At 64.3% G+C, this 18,332-nt stretch carries 18 protein-coding genes; 11 read left to right on the forward strand and 7 right to left on the reverse strand.

The genetic code is table 11. The features are described from left to right. Positions 1–2: 2 nt before the first annotated feature. Both ACEN9T_RS03170 and ACEN9T_RS03175 read right to left on the reverse strand, forming a co-directional pair. Positions 3–1,055 carry a branched-chain amino acid ABC transporter permease gene (locus ACEN9T_RS03170; protein ID WP_413706406.1) on the reverse strand — a complete coding sequence of 351 codons (1,053 nt, stop codon included), beginning with the start codon at positions 1,053–1,055 and terminating at the stop codon, positions 3–5. Positions 1,056–1,169: 114 nt separating this feature from the next. Then, positions 1,170–2,054 carry an IclR family transcriptional regulator gene (locus tag ACEN9T_RS03175; RefSeq protein WP_413706407.1) on the reverse strand — a complete coding sequence of 295 codons (885 nt, stop codon included), beginning with the start codon at positions 2,052–2,054 and terminating at the stop codon, positions 1,170–1,172. A 278-nt stretch (positions 2,055–2,332) separates the two neighbouring features. Between ACEN9T_RS03175 and ACEN9T_RS03180 the strand changes: the two genes are divergently transcribed. The 5 genes from ACEN9T_RS03180 (at position 2,333) to prfH (ending at position 7,206) form a co-directional block, all read left to right on the forward strand. After that, entirely contained in the window at positions 2,333–3,292 is a 960-nt protein-coding gene (locus tag ACEN9T_RS03180; protein ID WP_092971290.1) for an MBL fold metallo-hydrolase, read from the forward strand. 2 nt (positions 3,293–3,294) lie between these two features. Next, the gene (locus tag ACEN9T_RS03185) at positions 3,295–4,974 is read left to right on the forward strand and encodes an FAD-dependent oxidoreductase (protein WP_413706408.1); all 1,680 of its coding nucleotides are present in this window, start codon (positions 3,295–3,297) and stop codon (positions 4,972–4,974) included. Between the two features lie 17 nt (positions 4,975–4,991). Beyond that, positions 4,992–5,201: a DUF2783 domain-containing protein gene (locus ACEN9T_RS03190; RefSeq protein ID WP_045206515.1), complete on the forward strand. Its 210-nt coding sequence runs from the start codon at positions 4,992–4,994 to the stop codon at positions 5,199–5,201. 260 nt (positions 5,202–5,461) lie between these two features. Beyond that, on the forward strand, positions 5,462–6,589 hold the full coding sequence (locus ACEN9T_RS03195) for an RNA ligase RtcB family protein (RefSeq protein ID WP_413706409.1): 1,128 nt from the start codon (positions 5,462–5,464) through the stop codon (positions 6,587–6,589). Further along, a complete protein-coding gene (gene prfH / locus ACEN9T_RS03200; protein WP_413706410.1) occupies positions 6,589–7,206 on the forward strand; it encodes a peptide chain release factor H in 618 nt (205 codons plus the stop codon). The genes ACEN9T_RS03195 and prfH overlap by 1 nt, the downstream gene beginning before the upstream one ends. On the opposite strand, the gene ACEN9T_RS03205 is transcribed toward prfH, so the two are convergent. From ACEN9T_RS03205 to kduI, 4 genes are all read right to left on the reverse strand, one after another. After that, positions 7,203–8,255 (reverse strand): aldo/keto reductase, encoded by a 1,053-nt coding sequence (locus ACEN9T_RS03205; protein ID WP_413706411.1) that lies wholly within the window; start codon positions 8,253–8,255, stop codon positions 7,203–7,205. The genes prfH and ACEN9T_RS03205 overlap by 4 nt on opposite strands. Before the next feature lie 102 nt (positions 8,256–8,357). Beyond that, positions 8,358–9,197 carry a DNA-binding transcriptional regulator KdgR gene (gene kdgR, locus ACEN9T_RS03210; protein WP_413706412.1) on the reverse strand — a complete coding sequence of 280 codons (840 nt, stop codon included), beginning with the start codon at positions 9,195–9,197 and terminating at the stop codon, positions 8,358–8,360. Between the two features lie 84 nt (positions 9,198–9,281). Then, positions 9,282–10,067: a 2-dehydro-3-deoxy-D-gluconate 5-dehydrogenase KduD gene (gene kduD, locus ACEN9T_RS03215; RefSeq protein WP_413706413.1), complete on the reverse strand. Its 786-nt coding sequence runs from the start codon at positions 10,065–10,067 to the stop codon at positions 9,282–9,284. Between the two features lie 4 nt (positions 10,068–10,071). Continuing rightward, entirely contained in the window at positions 10,072–10,908 is an 837-nt protein-coding gene (kduI, locus tag ACEN9T_RS03220) for a 5-dehydro-4-deoxy-D-glucuronate isomerase (protein ID WP_413706414.1), read from the reverse strand. Positions 10,909–11,187: 279 nt separating this feature from the next. Between kduI and kdgT the strand changes: the two genes are divergently transcribed. From kdgT to ACEN9T_RS03240, 4 genes are read left to right on the forward strand one after another with little or no spacing between them, the layout of a single operon-like run. After that, a complete protein-coding gene (kdgT, locus tag ACEN9T_RS03225) occupies positions 11,188–12,204 on the forward strand; it encodes a 2-keto-3-deoxygluconate transporter (protein ID WP_092971283.1) in 1,017 nt (338 codons plus the stop codon). A 46-nt stretch (positions 12,205–12,250) separates the two neighbouring features. Continuing rightward, positions 12,251–12,709, forward strand: a complete 459-nt coding sequence (locus tag ACEN9T_RS03230) for a nuclear transport factor 2 family protein (protein WP_413706415.1) — start codon at positions 12,251–12,253, stop codon at positions 12,707–12,709. Continuing rightward, positions 12,706–13,464, forward strand: coding sequence for an SDR family oxidoreductase (locus ACEN9T_RS03235; protein WP_413706416.1), 759 nt, complete (start codon positions 12,706–12,708; stop codon positions 13,462–13,464). Before ACEN9T_RS03230 ends, ACEN9T_RS03235 begins: the two co-directional genes overlap by 4 nt. 38 nt (positions 13,465–13,502) lie before the next feature. Further along, positions 13,503–14,351: an ureidoglycolate lyase gene (locus ACEN9T_RS03240; protein WP_092971280.1), complete on the forward strand. Its 849-nt coding sequence runs from the start codon at positions 13,503–13,505 to the stop codon at positions 14,349–14,351. A 3-nt stretch (positions 14,352–14,354) separates the two neighbouring features. On the opposite strand, the gene ACEN9T_RS03245 is transcribed toward ACEN9T_RS03240, so the two are convergent. Further along, positions 14,355–15,272, reverse strand: a complete 918-nt coding sequence (locus ACEN9T_RS03245) for a LysR family transcriptional regulator (RefSeq protein ID WP_413706417.1) — start codon at positions 15,270–15,272, stop codon at positions 14,355–14,357. 133 nt (positions 15,273–15,405) lie between these two features. Here ACEN9T_RS03245 and ACEN9T_RS03250 point away from each other — a divergent pair, with 133 nt between their 5' ends. Together ACEN9T_RS03250 and hmgA are read left to right on the forward strand one after the other, a co-directional pair. Next, a complete protein-coding gene (locus ACEN9T_RS03250; RefSeq protein WP_413706418.1) occupies positions 15,406–16,806 on the forward strand; it encodes an MFS transporter in 1,401 nt (466 codons plus the stop codon). Between the two features lie 63 nt (positions 16,807–16,869). Further along, positions 16,870–18,228 carry a homogentisate 1,2-dioxygenase gene (gene hmgA, locus ACEN9T_RS03255; protein WP_413706419.1) on the forward strand — a complete coding sequence of 453 codons (1,359 nt, stop codon included), beginning with the start codon at positions 16,870–16,872 and terminating at the stop codon, positions 18,226–18,228. Positions 18,229–18,332: the final 104 nt, after the last annotated feature.

Here is an 18,332-nt window from a genome sequence, read left to right on the forward strand (position 1 = left end):
GCTTATTCCTCTTCCTCGACATGCTTGGTGGTGAGCGATCGCCACAGCAGCACGGGAATGATGAGCGTGAACACGATCACCTCCTTGAACGCCGACGCCCAGAACGACGAATACGACTCCAGCAGCCCCACCAGCAGTGCACCCAGCGCCGCCACCGGATAGCTCACGAGCCCGCCCACGATCGCGCCCACGAAGCCCTTCAGGCCGATCAGGAAACCGGACTCGTAGTAGACCGTGGTGAGCGGCGCAATCAGGATGCCGCACAGCGCGCCCAACGCCGCCGCCAGCGTGAAAGCCAATCGCCCCGCCTGCGTGGTCCCGATGCCAACAAGCCGCGCACCCAACCGGTTCACCGCCGTTGCACGCAGCGCCTTGCCCGACACCGTACGGCCAAAGTAGAAGTACAGCGCCACGATCATCAACACGGACACGGCCACCACCCACAGGCTCTGGCCTGACACGCTGAGCGCGCCCAGGTCAAAGCGCGCATCGGAAAACGCATCCGTACGCGAGCCTTCCGCGCCGAACATCACAAGACCGAGGCCCACCATCGCAAAGTGCACGCCCACCGAAACGATCAGCAGCACCAGCGTAGTGGCTTCGGCCAACGGCTCATAGGCCAGGCGGTAGATCATCGGGCCCATGGGAATGACGATCAGCAGCGTCAACGCGACCTGCGCAATCATCGGCAGCGTCATCGGGGCGAGCATGCGGGCGGCGATGTACACGGCAACCGGAAAGACAAGGTATTTGCCCGCATAGATGGCACCCGTGCGCAGCGCATGCAGACGCAGTTCAGGTTGCAGCAACGTGCGTCCCATCTCGACGAGGAACGTCAGCACGCCCAGCGCGACGAGCATGCTGGCCGAGAGCGGCGCCTTGTTGGCCTGGATGGCCGCCAGCGTGAGCGCGCCATACGCGACGAATTCGCCCTGCGGGATGAAGATCACGCGCGTGACAGAAAACACCAGCACGAGCGCCAGTGCCAGCAGCGCGTAGATCGCGCCCGATGTCACGCCGTCTTGCGCCAGGATGGCGGCAATCGACAAGTCCATGAAGCTCCTCGTTCTTGTAGTCGTGGAGTTCGCGCCGGATGTGAACCGGGCGAGGGGGCGCCACGAGTTACGAGATAGTAAATTTCTTACGACAGGATGAAATTGGCGACAACCCTAACGCGTCGCCCTGCTCCGCCGGTTGCTGGCCTTGGCGGGGCTGATCGCGGGCGCCTGCAACATGGCAGACAGGCGCATCACGAACGTGCGCAGCGTGTGCTCCAGCTCGCCACCGCGCTGCGCGTGAAACAGCGGTTGCAAGTTCAGCGCGATCAACACCAGCACAAGCTGCCCGCGCGCACCGAACACCGGCAGCGACAGGGCATTCACCCCCGGCAGCAGGCTACCCGTGACCCACGATGCGCCTTCGGTCCGGACGTCTTCACACAGACGGTAGTAATCGGTAAGGGAACGCGGCAGGCCGGGCAGGTCGTCGCTGGCACGCTCGTGCAGTTCGCGTTCAACGAGCGGCAGCGTCTGCTCCATCGGTTGATAGGCGCCGAACAGGCGGCCAGTGGCGGAATTGAGCATCGGCAAGACGTCGCCAATGCGCAGGTTCACGCCAGGCGCACCACCGGCCTTCTCCCAATGCACAACGGTCGGGCCACGATCGCTCCAGACGGCAATGCCAATCGTGTGACCGGTCTGGTCTCGCAAGCCGGCAAGCAACGGCCGCGTGCGGACAATGGCATCGGAACGGTTGAGGCTGGCCAGACCCAGGCGCAGCGCAAACGGGCCCAATTCGTAACGCCCGGTCAGCGGGTCTTGAGAGACCGCGCCCACGCGCTGCAGGCTCACCAGGTAGCGATGCGCCTTGGACGGATGCATGCCCGCCGCACGCGCCAAATCACCCAGCGCCATCGCCCGCATGGCACGCGTCAGCGCCACCAGTAATTGAGAGCCGACTTCGATGGATTGGATGCCCGAGCGGTCACGGCTTGCACGCGCGTCTTCTGCATCGCCGTCGGGTGGCAGGTCGTCTTCGACTTCCGGAGTCTCCATGTCTTGGGGGCGCATTGGCTGGGGCTGAGCCGACAAAGTGCTGCGAGCGTAGCACGCAGCTTCGCCTCGACGGCCAGTTTTTGATTTTTATGCATTGTAGAAACAATGCTTCTAATCATAATTCACGTATACCCTAGGCGCATCCCCAGACCCTGCGGTCTATGATTGCCAGCGTTCGGCATGGCTTGGTATCAGCACGCCCCAGCCCAAGCTTTTCAGCCTGAGCACGCTCAATAAAAATTTCCCCAACCGTAACTCACTACACCAGGAGTGACAGAATGGCCAAAGCCTTCGCCTCGCAAGCCGACCTCGAGGCCAAACAAGTCACCTTCACCCAGCTCTCCCCCAACGCGTACGCCTACACCGCCGAGGGCGACCCCAACTCCGGCGTCATCATCGGCGACGACTCGGTGCTGATCGTCGACACCACCGCCACGCCGGCAATGGCGCAAGACCTGATCGCACGCATCCGCGCCATCACCGACAAGCCGATCAAGCACGTGGTGCTTTCGCACTATCACGCCGTGCGCGTGCTCGGCGCGTCGGCCTACTTTGCCGAAGGCGCGCAGAACGTCATTGCCAGCCGCGGCACGTACGAGATGATCGTCGAGCGCGGTGAAGCGGATATGAAGTCTGAAATCGAACGCTTTCCGCGCCTGTTCGCGGGCGTGGAAACCGTGCCGGGCCTGACGTGGCCCACGCTGGTGTTCGAGCGCGAGCTGACACTGTTCCTGGGCAAGCTGGAAGTGAAGATCCTGCACCTCGGCCCCGGCCACACGAAGGGCGACACCGTGGTGTGGATTCCCTCACAGAAAGTGCTCTTCTCCGGCGATCTCGTCGAATACGACGCCGCCTGCTACTGCGGCGATGCCCAGCTCGAAGAATGGCCCGCCACACTCGACGCGCTGCGCGCGCTCGGCGCCGACAAGCTTGTGCCCGGACGCGGGCCGGCGCTGCTCAATCCGGTCGAAGTCGACAAGGGTCTCGCCTATACACGCGATTTCGTGTCTACCTTGCTCCAGCGCGGCAAGGAAGCTGTCGCGCAGAAGATGGACCTGAAAGCCGCCATGGCGCACACCCGCGCGGCCATGGACCCGAAATTCGGCAGCGTCTTCATCTACGAGCACTGCCTGCCGTTTGACGTGACGCGCGCCTTTGATGAGGCCAGCGGCATCAAGCACCCGCGCATCTGGACAGCCGAGCGCGACAAGGAAATGTGGGCCGCCCTGCAAGGCTGAACATGAACCCCGACTTCCAGAACCGCGTCTTCCCGTACACGCCGTGCGCCGAACAGCAACCCGGAGCGGCAACTGAAGCTCGCCCCGTCGTTATCGTCGGCGCAGGGCCGGTGGGGTTGGCCACGGCCATCGATCTCGCACAGCAGGACGTGGCCGTGGTCGTTGTCGACGACGATTGCACGCTGTCTACCGGCTCGCGCGCGATCTGCTTCTCCAAGCGTTCATTGGAGATTTTTGATCGACTCGGCTGCGGCGATTGCATGGTCGACAAAGGCGTGAGTTGGAACGTCGGCAAGGTCTACCTGAAGAACGAGCTGCTCTACAGCTTTGACCTGCTGCCCGAAACCGGACACCGCCGGCCGGCATTCATCAACCTGCAGCAGTACTACGTGGAAGGCTTTCTTGTCGAACGCGCGCAAGCCTTGCCGAACATCGAGCTACGCTGGAAGAACAAGGTGACGGGCCTCACGCAGGATGCCGATGGCGTGACGCTCAGCATCGAGACGCCCGACGGCACGTATGAGCAGCGCGCGCAATACGTGGTCGCCGCCGACGGCTCGCGCAGCCCAGTGCGGCACATGATGGGCCTCGAAGCCCGCGGCCAGACGTTCAAAGACCGCTTCCTGATCGCCGACGTGCGCATGGATGCGTCCTTCCCGAGCGAGCGCTGGTTCTGGTTTGATCCGCCGTTCCATCCGAATCAATCGGTGTTGCTGCACCATCAGCCCGACAACGTCTGGCGCATCGATTTCCAGCTCGGATGGGACGCCGACCCCGTGGCCGAGAAGCAACCCGAGCGCGTCATCCCGCGCGTGCGCGCGCTGTTGGGGGAAGGCGTCGATTTCGAGCTGGAATGGGTCAGCGTCTATACGTTCTCGTGCGAACGCATGGACCGCTTCCGCCACGGCCGCGTGCTCTTCATCGGCGACGCGGCACATCGAGTGTCGCCGTTCGGCGCGCGCGGCGCCAACAGCGGCTTGCAGGATGCCGAGAACCTCGCGTGGAAGTTGCGCATGGTGCTCGACGGCGATGCGCCCGACGCGCTGCTCGACACCTACGCGAGCGAGCGCGAGTTCGCCGCCGACGACAACATCCGTCACTCCACCCGCTCGACCGACTTCATCACACCCAAGAGCGCAGTGAGCCGGCTTTTTCGCGATGCCACGCTGCGCTTGGCCAAGCACTATCCGTTTGCGCGGACGCTGGTCAACAGCGGTCGGCTGTCCATGCCGACCGTGCTGGAAGGCTCTGAATTGCTGACAGAAGATGAAGCGCCCTTCGCCTGCGCACTCGTGCCCGGCGCGGTCGCACTTGACGCGCCGGTGCGCAATGCCGATGGCCGCGCCGATTGGCTCCTCAGTCATCTGCACGGCGGCTTCATGGCGCTACGTTTCTGCGGTGCGGGAGAGCACGTCGATGCGCTGCCGCTGCCCACGCTGGCAATCTTCCCGGTTGGCGGCATGGGCATGGTCTCTGCCAACGTGACCGCGCTGGAAGACATCGACGGCCTGGTCGCGCAACGCTATGACGCGCGCCCCGGCACCACCTACCTGATCCGCCCAGATCAGCACGTCTGCGCACGCTGGCGCACGCTTGAGCCTGCCAAGCTGGCCGCTGCGTTGCTTCGTGCCACCGGGCAAACCGCGCCTGCGGCAACGCCGCACGCCACTGTCTCCGCCTGAGCTGAATACCGACCGCCATGCCGCTGAACACGCAACCCAATCTGCCGCGCCCCGATGATTTTTACGAAGCGCTGATCGACGCGCATCGCAACCTGGACGACGAGCACAGCGCGATGCTCAATGCACAGCTCATCCTGCTGCTCGCAAACCATATCGGCGACATGGCGGTATTGCGTGAAGCGCTGGCGGCGGCGCGACTTGCATTGCCGGCGGCAACAGCAACCTGAGCGCCATCGCGTTTCAACAATCCAACACTTACGTTTGATCGTACTTGCGAGTGCGCAAAGCGCGGTGCTAGTATCCGCCCCGCTTACCGATCAACCATTTTGCATAGGAGGAAAAAACATCATGCGTCACCTTGCTTTCCCCTTTGCAGGCCCTTGCCTGGGTTGATCGAATCTCTCGCGCTGTCGTTCGCAGCGTCTTCGCATTGCCCGGCCTTCGGCCTGCCACATCAGTTTTTTTTCAGACCTGATATGGATAGTTCATGGGCAATTGCATCTTGCATTTGTTCGACGGCGTCTCGCTGATCGCCTCGGACGACACCTGGATCGAAGGCGACGCGATCCGACAACTTCAAACCACCAAGGCACTCGACGGCATGCGCCATGTGGCCGGCATGCCCGACTTGCACCCGGGTCGCGGCTACCCAGTCGGCGCGGCGTTTTTCTCGGTCGGCCGGTTATATCCGGCATTGATCGGCAACGACATCGGCTGCGGCATGACGCTGTGGGCCACCGATCTCGATGCCAACAAGGCCAGCCTGGACAAGCTTGAAAAGCGTCTTGGCAACATCGATGCGCCACTCGACGAAAGCTGGAGCGAGCTTGTCGCAGCATTGGCGCCGGCTGGTACCGGCTTCGATGCCGCACTCGGCACCATCGGCGGCGGCAACCACTTCGCTGAGCTACAGCGCGTCGACGAGATTTACGATGCAGAGGAACTGCCGCTGGACCCACGCCAGTTTCTGCTGCTGGTGCACAGCGGCTCGCGAGGGCTCGGCCAGGCCATCCTCGAGGAGCAGGTGCGCACGTATGGCCACGCCGGGCTCGCACAGGACGCTGCGGTGTGCGCCGCCTATCTGGCACGCCACGACACGGCGCTGCACTTTGCCAAGGCCAACCGCGAACTCATCGCGCGCCGCATGCTCGACCGTCTGCACGCTCAGGGCAAGGTGTTGCTCGACGTGCATCACAACTTTGTCGCACCGGCCACGATATTCGGTGAGCGCGGCTGGCTGCACCGCAAGGGCGCAACGCCATCGGATGCCGGCGTGGTCGTCATCCCGGGTTCGCGTGGGGATTACAGCTACCTCGTCGCGCCACGCCCGAGCGAGCACGGTTTGTTCTCGCTCGCCCACGGTGCCGGTCGCAAGTGGATGCGCAGCGAGTGCAAAGACCGGCTCATCCGCCGCTTCACGCCCGCGCAGCTCAACCGCACCAAGCTCGGCGGCCACGTCATCTGCGAGGACAAGCAGTTGATCTACGAAGAGGCGCCCGAAGCCTACAAGCCGATCGAGAGCGTCATCGCGCCACTGGTGGATGCTGGCTTGGTGAAGGTGCTCGCGCGCCTGCGCCCGGTGTTGACGTACAAGACGCGTGGGGAGTGCTGCTGATGGTGTTACTGCAACTCTCTTCCGCGCAAGGTCCGGCCGAATGCGAGCTGGCTGTGGTGAAAGCGCTTGGGCGGCTGCAACGCGAAGCCGCAGCCGCCGGCGTCCAACTCGAACTGCTGGAACAGGAGGATGGGGAGCGCGCCGGCACGCTGCGCTCCGCCCTGATCAGCCTGGAAGGCGACTCCGAGAACGCAGTGGCTCGCGCATGGGAAGGCACAATCCAGTGGACATGCCCGAGCCCGTATCGGCCACGGCACGCGCGCAAGAACTGGTTCTTTGGGGTGGCGCGCTGTGCGGCGCCGTCGGCAACGCTACCCAGCGAGATCCACTTCGAGACCACGCGTTCGTCCGGCCCCGGTGGGCAGCATGTCAACAAGACGGAATCGGCCGTGCGGGCCACGCATATCGCCACGGGCATCAGCGTGAAGGTGCAGACCGAGCGCAGCCAGCACGCCAACAAGCGGCTGGCCGTGCTGCTGCTCGCACACAAGCTGGCGGACCGCGATGCGGCTGTCGATGCGGCACAGCGTGCGCAGCGGCGCGCGCTCCATCACCAGGTGGAGCGCGGCAATCCGCACCGCGCGTTCAAAGGCGAACGATTCGAGCCGGCAGATTAGCGTCCGGCCTGCCGCGTTCCGGCAAGCTGGCCACGCCGGTACTCGCCTTGCCGCTCCAGCATCCAGCCCGGGTATTCGGCCGGGAGTTTGCTCAGCTCATCAAGCTGCGCCAGTTCTTCCGCCGTCAGTTCAACCTTGGTGGCCGCGATGTTGTCGTCGAGCTGCTCAATCTTCTTGGCACCGACGATCACGGTGGTCACTGCGCGTTGATGCAGCAGCCACGCGAGTGCAATCTGCGCGACCGACACGCTGCGGGCATTGGCCATGACGCGCATGGCATCTACGCACGTGTAAGCGCGCGCACGGTCCACCGGCGGGAAGTCGAACTTGTTGCGGCGGCTGTCCTGTTCGCCGTGCTGCTCGCGCGTATATTTGCCGCTGAGCAGACCACCGGCCAGCGGGCTCCAGACCATCAGGCCCAGGCCTTCGCTTTTGAGCATCGGCACCAGCTCGCGCTCCAGATCGCGGCCGGCCACGGTGTAATACGCCTGCAGGCTTTCAAAGCGCGCGCAGCCGAGGCGTTCCGCAATCCCCAGCGCCTTGACGATCTGCCACGCCGCCCAATTCGATACGCCCACATAGCGCACATGACCGTGTTGGACGAGCGTATCGAGCGCACGCACCGTTTCCTCAATGGGCGTGGCCGGGTCGAAACCATGGATCTGATAGAGATCGATATGGTCGAGCTGCATGCGTTTCAGGCTCGCCTTGATGCCGTCCATGATGTGCAAGCGTGAGGCACCGCGCGCATTCACGCTCTCACCGGTCTGGCCGAACACCTTGGTGGCGACGACCACGCTGTCGCGCGACACCTTCAGGTTCTTGAGCGCCTGCCCTGTCATCTGTTCAGCGACACCGTTGGCGTACACATCGGCCGTGTCGATGAAGTTGATGCCGGCGTCGAGTGCGCGCCCGATGAGGCGCTCGGCATCGGCTTGCTGTAAATCGCCGATGTGCTGCCAGATGCCGTCGTTGCCGCCGAAGGTCATCGTGCCGAGGCACAGCTCCGAAACGAACAGGCCGGTCCGGCCCAGCTGGTTGTAACGCATGTGATCGACTCCAATACGGTGGGAATGGAATGCTGAGCGCACAGGCTCAGATGCGGGAAACAACGCAGAGGATAGGACGGACCGGCCGATCCTGCAGAGCGCTCAGTGGGATGCGGGGTGATAGCCCAGGCGCGAGGAGATGGCCGCGCCCGCCTGCTGCAGCAGCGCGACATAGTGCGCTTTGGTATCGGCGCCGCAACGCATGGTCGGGAACGAGATCGACAGCCCCGCGATCACGCGGCCAAAGCGGTCGAACACCGGCACGGCAATGCACAGCAGCCCGTCTTCCTGCTCTTCGTTGTCTTCGCCAAAACCTTGCTGGCGCACGCGCGGCAGGATGCTCAGCACGGCCTCGGCAGAGGCGAGCGTCTTCTGCGTGGACTTCTTGAACTCGACCTTCGACAGCACCTCGCGCGCTTCTTCCGGCGGCATGTAGGCCAGCAGCACCTTGCCGATGGCCGTGCTGTGCAGCGGATTACGCCGGCCGATGCGCGACTGCATGCGCAAGCCGTAATCGGCGTCGATCTTGTGGATGTAGATGATGGCGTCTTCGTCAAACGCGCCGAGGTGGACGGCCTCGCGCGTGAGCTGCCCGATGCGGCGCATTTCGGTGTCGGCTTCGCGGACAAGGTCGACGTTTTCCAGCGCCTTCGCGCCAAGCTCGAACAGGCGGATGGTCAGCCGATACCGGTCGGTGTCGCCTTCCTGTGCGACATAGCCGAGGCCTTTGAGCGACTGCAGGAAACGGTGCACGGTCGTCTTGGACATGCCAAGGCGCTGCGACAGTTCGCTCGGGCCGACGGCGCCAAGCTCGCCCATCGCGCCCAGGATGGTGAACACCTTGTCGACCGCCGAGACCGATTCGGCCTTATCGGCACCGGTATCAACGGCTTCATTGGCGGACAGGTCTTCCGGCTTGCGTTGCCGGGGCGTGGCTTTCATCTCTCGTGGTTCCGTGATTTCAAAATCTGGAGAGAGCATAACCGGTCTCATACCGCGTTCCATCAATCCACCTGCCGACTTTGCCTACCGCGCCAGCCAGCCGCCATCCACTGCCAGCGTGTGGCCGTGCACGTAATCCGACGCCGCCGAAGCGAGAAACACCACCGCGCCCGCCAGGTCATCCGGCACGCCCCAGCGCCCGGCCGGAATACGCGCCAGGATCTCTTCGCTGCGCTGCCGGTCTTCGCGCAATTGCGCCGTGTTGTCGGTTTCCATGTAGCCGGGTGCGATGGCGTTGACGTTGATGCCGCGCCCCGCCCACTCGTTGGCCAGCAACCGGGTGAGACCCAGCACGCCGCTCTTCGACGCCGTGTAAGACGGCACGCGAATGCCGCCCTGGAACGACAGCATCGACGCCACGTTGATGATCTTGCCGCGCCCGCCTTGCTGCACGAACTGCCGCGCCACTGCCTGCGAGAGAAAGAACACGCCCTTGAGATTGACGTCGATGACGGTATCCCAATCGGCTTCGGAAAATTCCAGTGCGTCGCAGCGGCGGATGATGCCGGCGTTGTTGACGAGGATGTCGACGCGCCCGAAGGAGTCCATCGCGGCTTCCACAATGCTGCCGATCGGCTCCAGCGAAGACAGATCGGCTCGCACGTCGACGAACCGGCGGCCGGCCGCTTCCACACGCGCGGCCGTCTCCGCTGGGTCGGAGCGGTTGGCCCCGACGATGTCGCAACCGGCCGCCGCAAGCGCCGTCGCCATGCCCGCGCCCAGCCCCGTGTTGCTGCCGGTGACGATGGCCACCTTGCCGGTCAGGTCGAACAGGCTAGCGCTCTGGAGATAGGGATTCTCGAGCCGCATGGTGTCAGCGCAGGTCGGCAATGGCGATGTGGTCCATGTCGTGGAACACCTGGTTTTCGCCGACCATGCCCCAGATGAACGTGTACGCCTGCGTGCCCACGCCCGAGTGGATCGACCAGCTTGGCGAGATCACGGCCTGCTCGTTGTGGACGAGGATGTGACGCGTCTCCTGCGGCTCGCCGAGCATGTGGAACACGGCGGCGTTGTCGGGCAGGTTGAAATAGAAATAGACCTCCATGCGGCGCTCGTGCGTGTGGCACGGCATGGTGTTCCACAGGCTGCCGGGCTCCAGCTTGGTCATGCCCATCGAAAGCTGGCAGGTGGGCAGCACGTCGGGCACGATGAATTTGTAGATCGTGCGCCGGTTGCTCGTGGCCGGATCGCCCAGCGTTTCGGGCGACGCCTGCGCCAGCGTGATCGTGCGCGTGGGATACGCCGTATGGGCCGGCGCGCAGTTGATGTAGAACTTGGCGGGCCGCGCCGCATCGTTGCTGCCGAAGACGACGTTCTGACCGCCCTGGCCGATGTAGATCGCCTCTTCATTACCAACGTCGTGCCGCGTGCCATCGACCTCCACCCAGCCCGCGCCGCCAATGTTGATCGCGCCCAGCTCGCGGCGCTCCAGCAGATGGCTCACGCCCATCGACTTGGCCAGCGAAGCCGGCACCTCCACCGGCCGCGTCGCCGGCCACGCGCCACCAACGATGATCCGGTCGATATGGCTGTACGTGAGCTGAAGCGCATCGCGCTCAAACACCTGTTCCACCAGAAACTGCCGGCGCAGCCCCGCCGTGTCGAGGGTTTTTGCGTGTTCGCTGTGGATTCCTTGCCGCACTTCCATGCCGTTTCTCCGTTGGGGGATGCACCGGCATGTACTGCGCCGCCGGCCGTGTGGGTTGGATTGAAGCACAAAAAACAAAAATACGGAACGTCGATCCATATTTCCGAGATGAAGTCGGCATAAAGCTGGGTAACGCTGCACCGCACACATTTGCGCCCGAGGGTAAACGATAAATCCGCGAAGTCAAAAACATGGAACATCGTTCCACATCATCCGCTATAGTCACTCCACGATGTTGGACCCTGACCAACCGAGCCCATAGAGGCTCATGGAGGAGACGTGAAGATCAAGAAGGCGATTGACCGCATTCCGGGCGGGCTGATGCTCGTGCCGCTGCTGCTGGGCGCATGCGTGCATACGTTCGCGCCCGATGCCGGGAAGTACTTCGGCTCGTTCACCAACGGCCTGATCACCGGCACGGTGCCGATCCTGGCGGTGTGGTTCTTCTGCATGGGCGCGACCATCGACCTGCATGCCACCGGCGTGGTGCTGCGCAAGTCGGGCACGCTGCTCGTCACGAAGATTGCCGTGGCGTGGCTGGCGACGCTGGTGGCTGCGCAGTTCATTCCGGACGAGGGCATCAAGACCGGCATCCTTGCCGGACTGTCGGTGCTGGCGATCACAACGTCGATGGACATGACCAACGGCGGGCTCTACGCCGCCGTCATGCAGCAGTACGGCACCAAGGAAGAAGCGGGTGCGTTCGTGCTGATGTCGATCGAATCCGGACCGCTGGTCAGCATGTTCATTTTGGGTGCGACGGGCATTGCCGTGTTTGAACCCCGGCTGTTCGTGGGCGCAGTGCTGCCCTTCCTGATCGGCTTTACGCTGGGCAATCTCGACGGTGAGCTGCGCGAGCTGTTCGGCCGCTGCGTGCATCCGCTCATCCCGTTCTTCGGCTTTGCGCTGGGCAACGGCATCGACCTGCACGTGATTGCCAACAGCGGCCTCCCGGGCCTGCTGCTCGGCCTGACGGTGATCGTCATCACAGGCGTGCCGCTCATTCTGGCGGACAGGCTCATCGCCGGCGGCAATGGCGCCGCTGGGTTGGCGGCATCGTCCACGGCCGGCGCGGCGGTCGCCAACCCGGCCATCATCGGCGAGATGATTCCGAAGTTCAAACCCATGGTGCCGGCTGCCACGGCGCTGGTGGCCACGGCGTGCCTCGTCACGGCGATTCTCGTGCCGATCCTGACCGCGATGTGGGTGCGGCGTGTGGGCCGCGCGGCCCCGTTGCCCGAGCCGGAAACCGCAAGCCTGCCGCCACAGGCTGCGCACCGCGAAGCCCATTTCTGACTCCGCCTGCGATGCAGCGCACACACCATCAGAGAGGAGATTGCCCATGCTGTTGCACACGTTTGTCCGCCGCATTGCGGGCGTTGCGATGACCGCCGCGCTCGCTGCCGGCAGCGCCCTCGCCCATGCCGCCACTGACGCCGACACGGTGGCGCAGGCCGTGGAGCGCATGCGCGTCGCCATGGTTGCCAGCGACGGCGCCACGCTCACCAAGCTGATCGAGAACGATCTGACCTACGGCCACTCGTCGGGCAAGCTGGAAGACCACGCAGCCTTTCTCAAGGCGCTGGACGGCACGAATGCATTCAAGTCGATTGCGCTGACCAATCAGACCGTGCAGGTCAACGGCGACAACGCGTGGGTGCGCCACGTGTTCGACTCCGTCAACAACTTGCCCGACGGCAAGACCAGCACCGCGCATATCGGCGTGCTGCAGGTGTGGAAGAAGCATCCGGACGGCTGGCGCCTGTTTGCGCGTCAGGCCTACCTGCTGCCCAAAGAATGAGCGGCGCCGCTTTCCCCGGCCGCCTGGCGGGCAAGACGGCGCTCGTGACAGCCGCTGCGCAGGGTATCGGCCGCGCCTGCGCCGAGCGCTTCGCCCGCGAAGGCGCCCGCGTCATCGCCACCGACCTGCGCATCGATGCATTGAACGATGTGCCGTTCGACGTCCGCCGCCTCGACGTGCGCGATTCCCAGCAGGTGAATGCGCTCGCTGCCGAGCTTGGCGGCATCGACATTCTCTTCAACTGCGCAGGCTTCGTACACGCCGGCTCGGTGCTGGAGTGCGATGAGGATGCGTGGGATTTCTCGTTTGACCTCAACGTCAAGTCGATGTACCGCACCATCCGCGCGTTTCTGCCGGGCATGCTGGAACGCGGTGGCGGCAGTGTCATCAACATGTCGTCCGCCGCGTCGAGCATCAAGGGCGTTCCGAACCGCTTTGTGTATGGCGCATCGAAGGCCGCGGTGATCGGATTGACCAAATCCGTGGCGGCAGACTTTGTGTCGCGCGGCATCCGCTGCAACGCGATCTGCCCAGGCACGGTGGTATCGCCATCCCTCGCCCAGCGCATCGATGAACAAGCCCGCACGCAAGGCAAACCACGCGCAGAAGTCGAAGCTGCGTTTGTCGCACGTCAGCCGATGGGGCGCCTCGGGCAGCCGGAAGAAATAGCCGCACTGGCCGCCTATCTGGCTTCCGACGAAGCCGCCTTCACGACAGGCCAAGCCCACCTGATCGACGGCGGCTGGTCAAATTGATACCTTGATGCCTTTCCCCCAACCGATTTGAGCCTTTCATGAAACTGCTGCGCTTCGGCCCCCACGGCCAAGAGAAACCGGGCCTGCTCGATGCAACCGGCACCCTCCGCGATCTGTCAGGCATCGTCGACGACATTGCCGGTAACGTGCTGTCGGACGCATTCCTAGCCAAGCTGCGCGACGTGGATCCCGCAACACTGCCGGCCGTCAGCGGACAACCCCGCATTGGCCCATGCGTCGGGCGCGTCGGCAAGTTTGTCTGCATCGGACTGAACTACGCCGACCATGCTGCCGAATCCGGCCTGCCGGTGCCGGCCGAGCCGGTCGTCTTCAACAAGTGGACCAGCGCCATCTGCGGCCCGAACGACGACATCGAAATCCCGCGCGGCTCCGTTAAGACCGACTGGGAGGTTGAACTGGGCGTGGTGATCGGCAAAGCCGCCAAGTACGTCGACGAAGCCAACGCGCTCGACTACGTGGCGGGCTATTGCATCGTCAACGACGTTTCCGAACGCGAATGGCAGATCGAGCGCGGCGGCCAGTGGGACAAGGGCAAGGGCTTCGACACGTTCGGCCCGCTTGGCCCGTGGCTCGTCACGCGTGACGAGGTGCCCGACCCGCAGGCGCTGGACCTCTGGCTGGAAGTGGACGGCCATCGTTATCAGAACGGCAATACACGGACGATGGTGTTTGGCGTGGCGCAACTCGTGGCGTATCTGAGCCGCTGCATGAGCCTGCAGCCGGGCGATGTCATCTCGACGGGCACGCCGCCGGGCGTGGGGCTGGGCATCAAACCCAGCCCGGTTTATCTCAAGCCGGGGCAGTCCGTGCGATTGGGCATTGCCGGCCTGGGCGAACAACTGCAGCGCACGGTCTCGGCAGGCTGAGGCCTAGCTCTCCAGCTCGGCAAAGCGCTGCGCGACCACGTTGCGCAGCCACTGGTTGCCGGCGTCCTGATGGAAGCGCCGGTGCCAGAACACATTGGTCTGCAATGCCGGCAGCTTGAGCGGCGGCGCAACGAACTCCAGCCCAAACGGCGGCGCCGCGCGCTCGGCCAGCTTGCGCGGCACCGTCACCACCAGGTCGGTCGTGCTCACGATGTACGGCACCGCCACGAAGTGTGGCACCGAAAAACGCGCCGATTGCGTGATCCCCGCCTTGTCCAGCAGCGGCCCGATCGCGTTGTAAGGGCTGGCCGAACTTGCCACCACGAGGTGCGACGCGGCGCGAAAGCGCTCCAGCGTCAGCTTGCCCTCCGACAGCGCATGGCCGCGCCGGAACATCGTCACGTAATCCTGCCGGAACAGCCGGCGCTGGAAGAGGCTCTCGCCGGAAAGATCATCGAACGCGCCGATGGCGAGGTCGATGGCGCCGGCCTCCATTTCGGCCTTCATGTCGAACCCGCCGGCCCGCATGGTATCGAGGCGCACGCCGGGCGCCTGCTCGGCACATAACTGCGCCAGCACCGGCATGAAATACACCTCGCCGACGTCACTCATGGCAAGTGTGAAGGTGCGCGTGGAGGTCGCCGCTTCAAAGTGCGTACGCTGGCCGAAGGCGCGTTGCAGCGTGTCGAGCGCCGTGGCGACCGGTTCTGCCAGTTGCTCGGCAAGTGCGGTCGGCATCATGCCGCGCGGCGTGCGCACGAAGAGTTCGTCGTCGAAGGTCTGGCGTAGGCGCGAGAGCGCGTTGCTGACTGCCGGCTGCGACAAGCCAAGCCGCTCGGCCACGACGGAAATGCGCTTTTCGCGCAGGATTTCCTGAAACAGCACCAGCAGGTTCAGATCGACATCCCGCAGGTTCAGCATGGCGGCGCCTTGACATTCATAAAATCAATATCTCGCATTCTCGCATTGATATTTCAAATTTTCATCCAATCCGGACAATACGCGCATACCAAGAATCCAGAACAGAGCGGCAACGCCGCCACCGGAGACCACCATGCGCCCTGCCCCCGCCGCACATGAAACACCTTCCACGCCCATCGACCTCGCCCGCCTGATCGACCAGGGCAAGGTTGGCGGCTTTCAGATTCTGTTGCTGGCCATCTGCGGCCTGTGCCTGATCATCGACGGCTTTGACGTGCAGGCCATGGGTTATGTGGCGCCGGCCATCATCAAGGACTGGAACATCACCAAGGCGAGCCTCGGGCCGGTGTTCGGCGCGGGGCTGTTCGGCATGCTGGTGGGCTCGCTGGTGTTTGGCGTGCTGGGCGACCGCTTCGGACGTCGGCCTGTGCTGATCGTCGCCACGTTCTTCTTTGCGGCCTGCATGCTGGCCACCACGCAGGTGGCAACGGTGGAGGCGCTACTCGTCTTGCGCTTCATCACAGGCCTGGGCCTGGGTTGCATCATGCCCAACGCGATGGCGCTGGCCGGCGAGTTCAGCCCCGCACGCACGCGCGTGACCTGGATGATGCTGGTGTCGTGCGGCTTTACCGTGGGCGCGGCACTTGGCGGCTTTGTGAGCGCGGCGCTGCTGTCGCGCTTTGGGTGGCATGCGGTGTTTCTGGTGGGCGGCCTGGTGCCTCTTGTCATTGGCGTGATGATGGTGCTGTGGCTGCCGGAATCCCTGCAATACCTGGTGCTCAAGGGCGATCCACAAACGCGCCACCAACGCCTGGCTCGCTGGCTGGGCAAGCTCGCGCCGCAACTCCTAGTGAACGCGCAGACGCAATTCGTGGTGCCCGAGGCGCCCGCACGGGGCATGCCAGTCTCGGCGCTATTCACGGAAGGCCGCGCCAAGGTCACGCTCGTGCTGTGGGTCATCAACTTCATGAACCTGATCGACCTGTATTTCCTGTCGAACTGGCTTCCGACGCTGATTCGCGATGCGGGGTATCCGACGGATACCGCTGTGCTGGTAGCCACCGCGCTGCAGGTGGGCGGCGTGATCGGCACGCTCACGTTGGGCCGGCTGATCGATCGTCTGGGCTTTGTGCGCGTGCTGGCCGTGTGCTTCCTAATCGCCTGCGTCACGGTCGGGCTGATCGGCCATGTGGCGGCTGCGCTGCCCATGCTGGTGGCGGTGGTGTTCGTGGCCGGCTTCTGCATCGTCGGCGGACAGCCCGCGGTGAATGCGCTGGCCGCCACGTATTACCCCACCACGCTGCGCGCCACCGGCATCGGCTGGAGCCTTGGCGTGGGCCGCATCGGCTCCGTCATCGGCCCGGTGATCGGCGGACAACTGATTGCCATGCAATGGAGCAGCCCGGCCTTGTTCTCGGCCGCGGCGGTGCCGGCACTGGTGTCGTTTGGCATGGTGCTGGCGCTCACGCTGGCCGCCAGTGGCCCGGACGCCGCACGCTTTGCCTCAGGCCGCACAACCGGCAAGCCCGCCTGATGGTCTGGTAACGACTACGCTTTCCCTGAAGACGCTCCTGACTTTTTCTCCAAGGACTTCACCATGAACATGCTCGCCCCGACGGCCCCGAGCGCGTCCCCCGTCGCATTCACCCCCGCGTCGCTGGACCGGCCCGCTTACCAAAGCGGCTTCGGCAACGAGTTCGCCACCGAAGCGCTGCCCGGCGCGCTGCCTCACGGCCAGAACTCCCCGCAGAAGGCGCCGTATGGCCTGTATGCGGAACAGATTTCCGGCACGGCATTCACCGCGCCGCGTGCGCACAACCGCCGCTCGTGGCTGTATCGCATTCGTCCGGGCGCCGTGCATCTGCCGTTCGAAGCCATGGCGCAAGGCCGCTTCCACAGCAACTTCAACGAGGTACCGCCCTCGCCCAACCAGTTGCGCTGGGACCCGCTGCCCGCACCGGCGGCCGGCACCGATTTCATCGACGGCATCGTCACCTTCGCCGGCAACGGCGGGCCGGACGCGCAAACCGGCTGCGGCATCCACCTGTACGCCGCCAACGCGTCAATGTCCGACCGCTTCTTCTACAACGCCGACGGCGAACTGCTGATCGTCCCGCAGCAAGGCCGCCTGCGCCTGCTGACGGAGATGGGCGTGGTCGATGTCGAGCCGCTGGAGATTGTGGTCATCCCGCGCGGCGTGCGCTTCCGCGTCGAACTTCCGGATGGCGACGCGCGCGGCTACATCTGCGAGAACTTCGGCGCGCTCTTCCGCTTGCCGGACCTCGGTGTGATCGGCTCGAACGGCCTGGCCAACCCGCGCGACTTTCTCACGCCGCACGCCTGGTATGAAGACCGCGAGGGCAACTTTGAACTCGTCGCAAAATTCCAGGGCAGCTTGTGGACGGCGAAGATCGGCCACTCGCCGCTGGACGTCGTTGCCTGGCACGGCAACCTCGCGCCGTACAAGTACGACCTGCGCCTGTTCAACACCATCGGCTCGATCAGCTACGACCATCCGGACCCGTCGATCTTCCTGGTGCTGCAGAGCCCCTCCGCCACGCCGGGCGTGGACACGATCGACTTCGTGATCTTCCCGCCGCGCTGGCTGGCCGCCGAAAACACGTTCCGCCCGCCCTGGTTCCACCGCAACGTCGCCAGCGAATTCATGGGCCTGATCCAGGGCGTGTACGACGCCAAGGCCGAAGGCTTCGTGCCCGGCGGCGCCAGCCTGCACAACTGCATGAGCGGCCACGGGCCAGATGCCGACACGTTCGAGAAAGCCAGCAACGGCGACACCACCAAGCCGCACAAGGTCGACGCAACGATGGCCTTCATGTTCGAAACGCCGGCGGTGATCCGCCCCACGCGCTTCGCGGCGGAATCGGCGCAACTGCAAGCCAAGTACTTCGAATGCTGGCAAGGCCTGAAGAAGCATTTCGACCCGAGCAAGCGTTAAGCACGATCGACGAATTTACATTGACGCCAAGGCGAGCATCCAGACGGTGTGGCCGTACCCTGCCCTAGATGGCGCCTTGAATTTTCGTAAGCGAGCGGAAAAAA

This window comes from Ralstonia sp. Ralssp110 (genome assembly GCF_047325135.1).
GTDB lineage: Bacteria > Pseudomonadota > Gammaproteobacteria > Burkholderiales > Burkholderiaceae > Ralstonia > Ralstonia mojiangensis.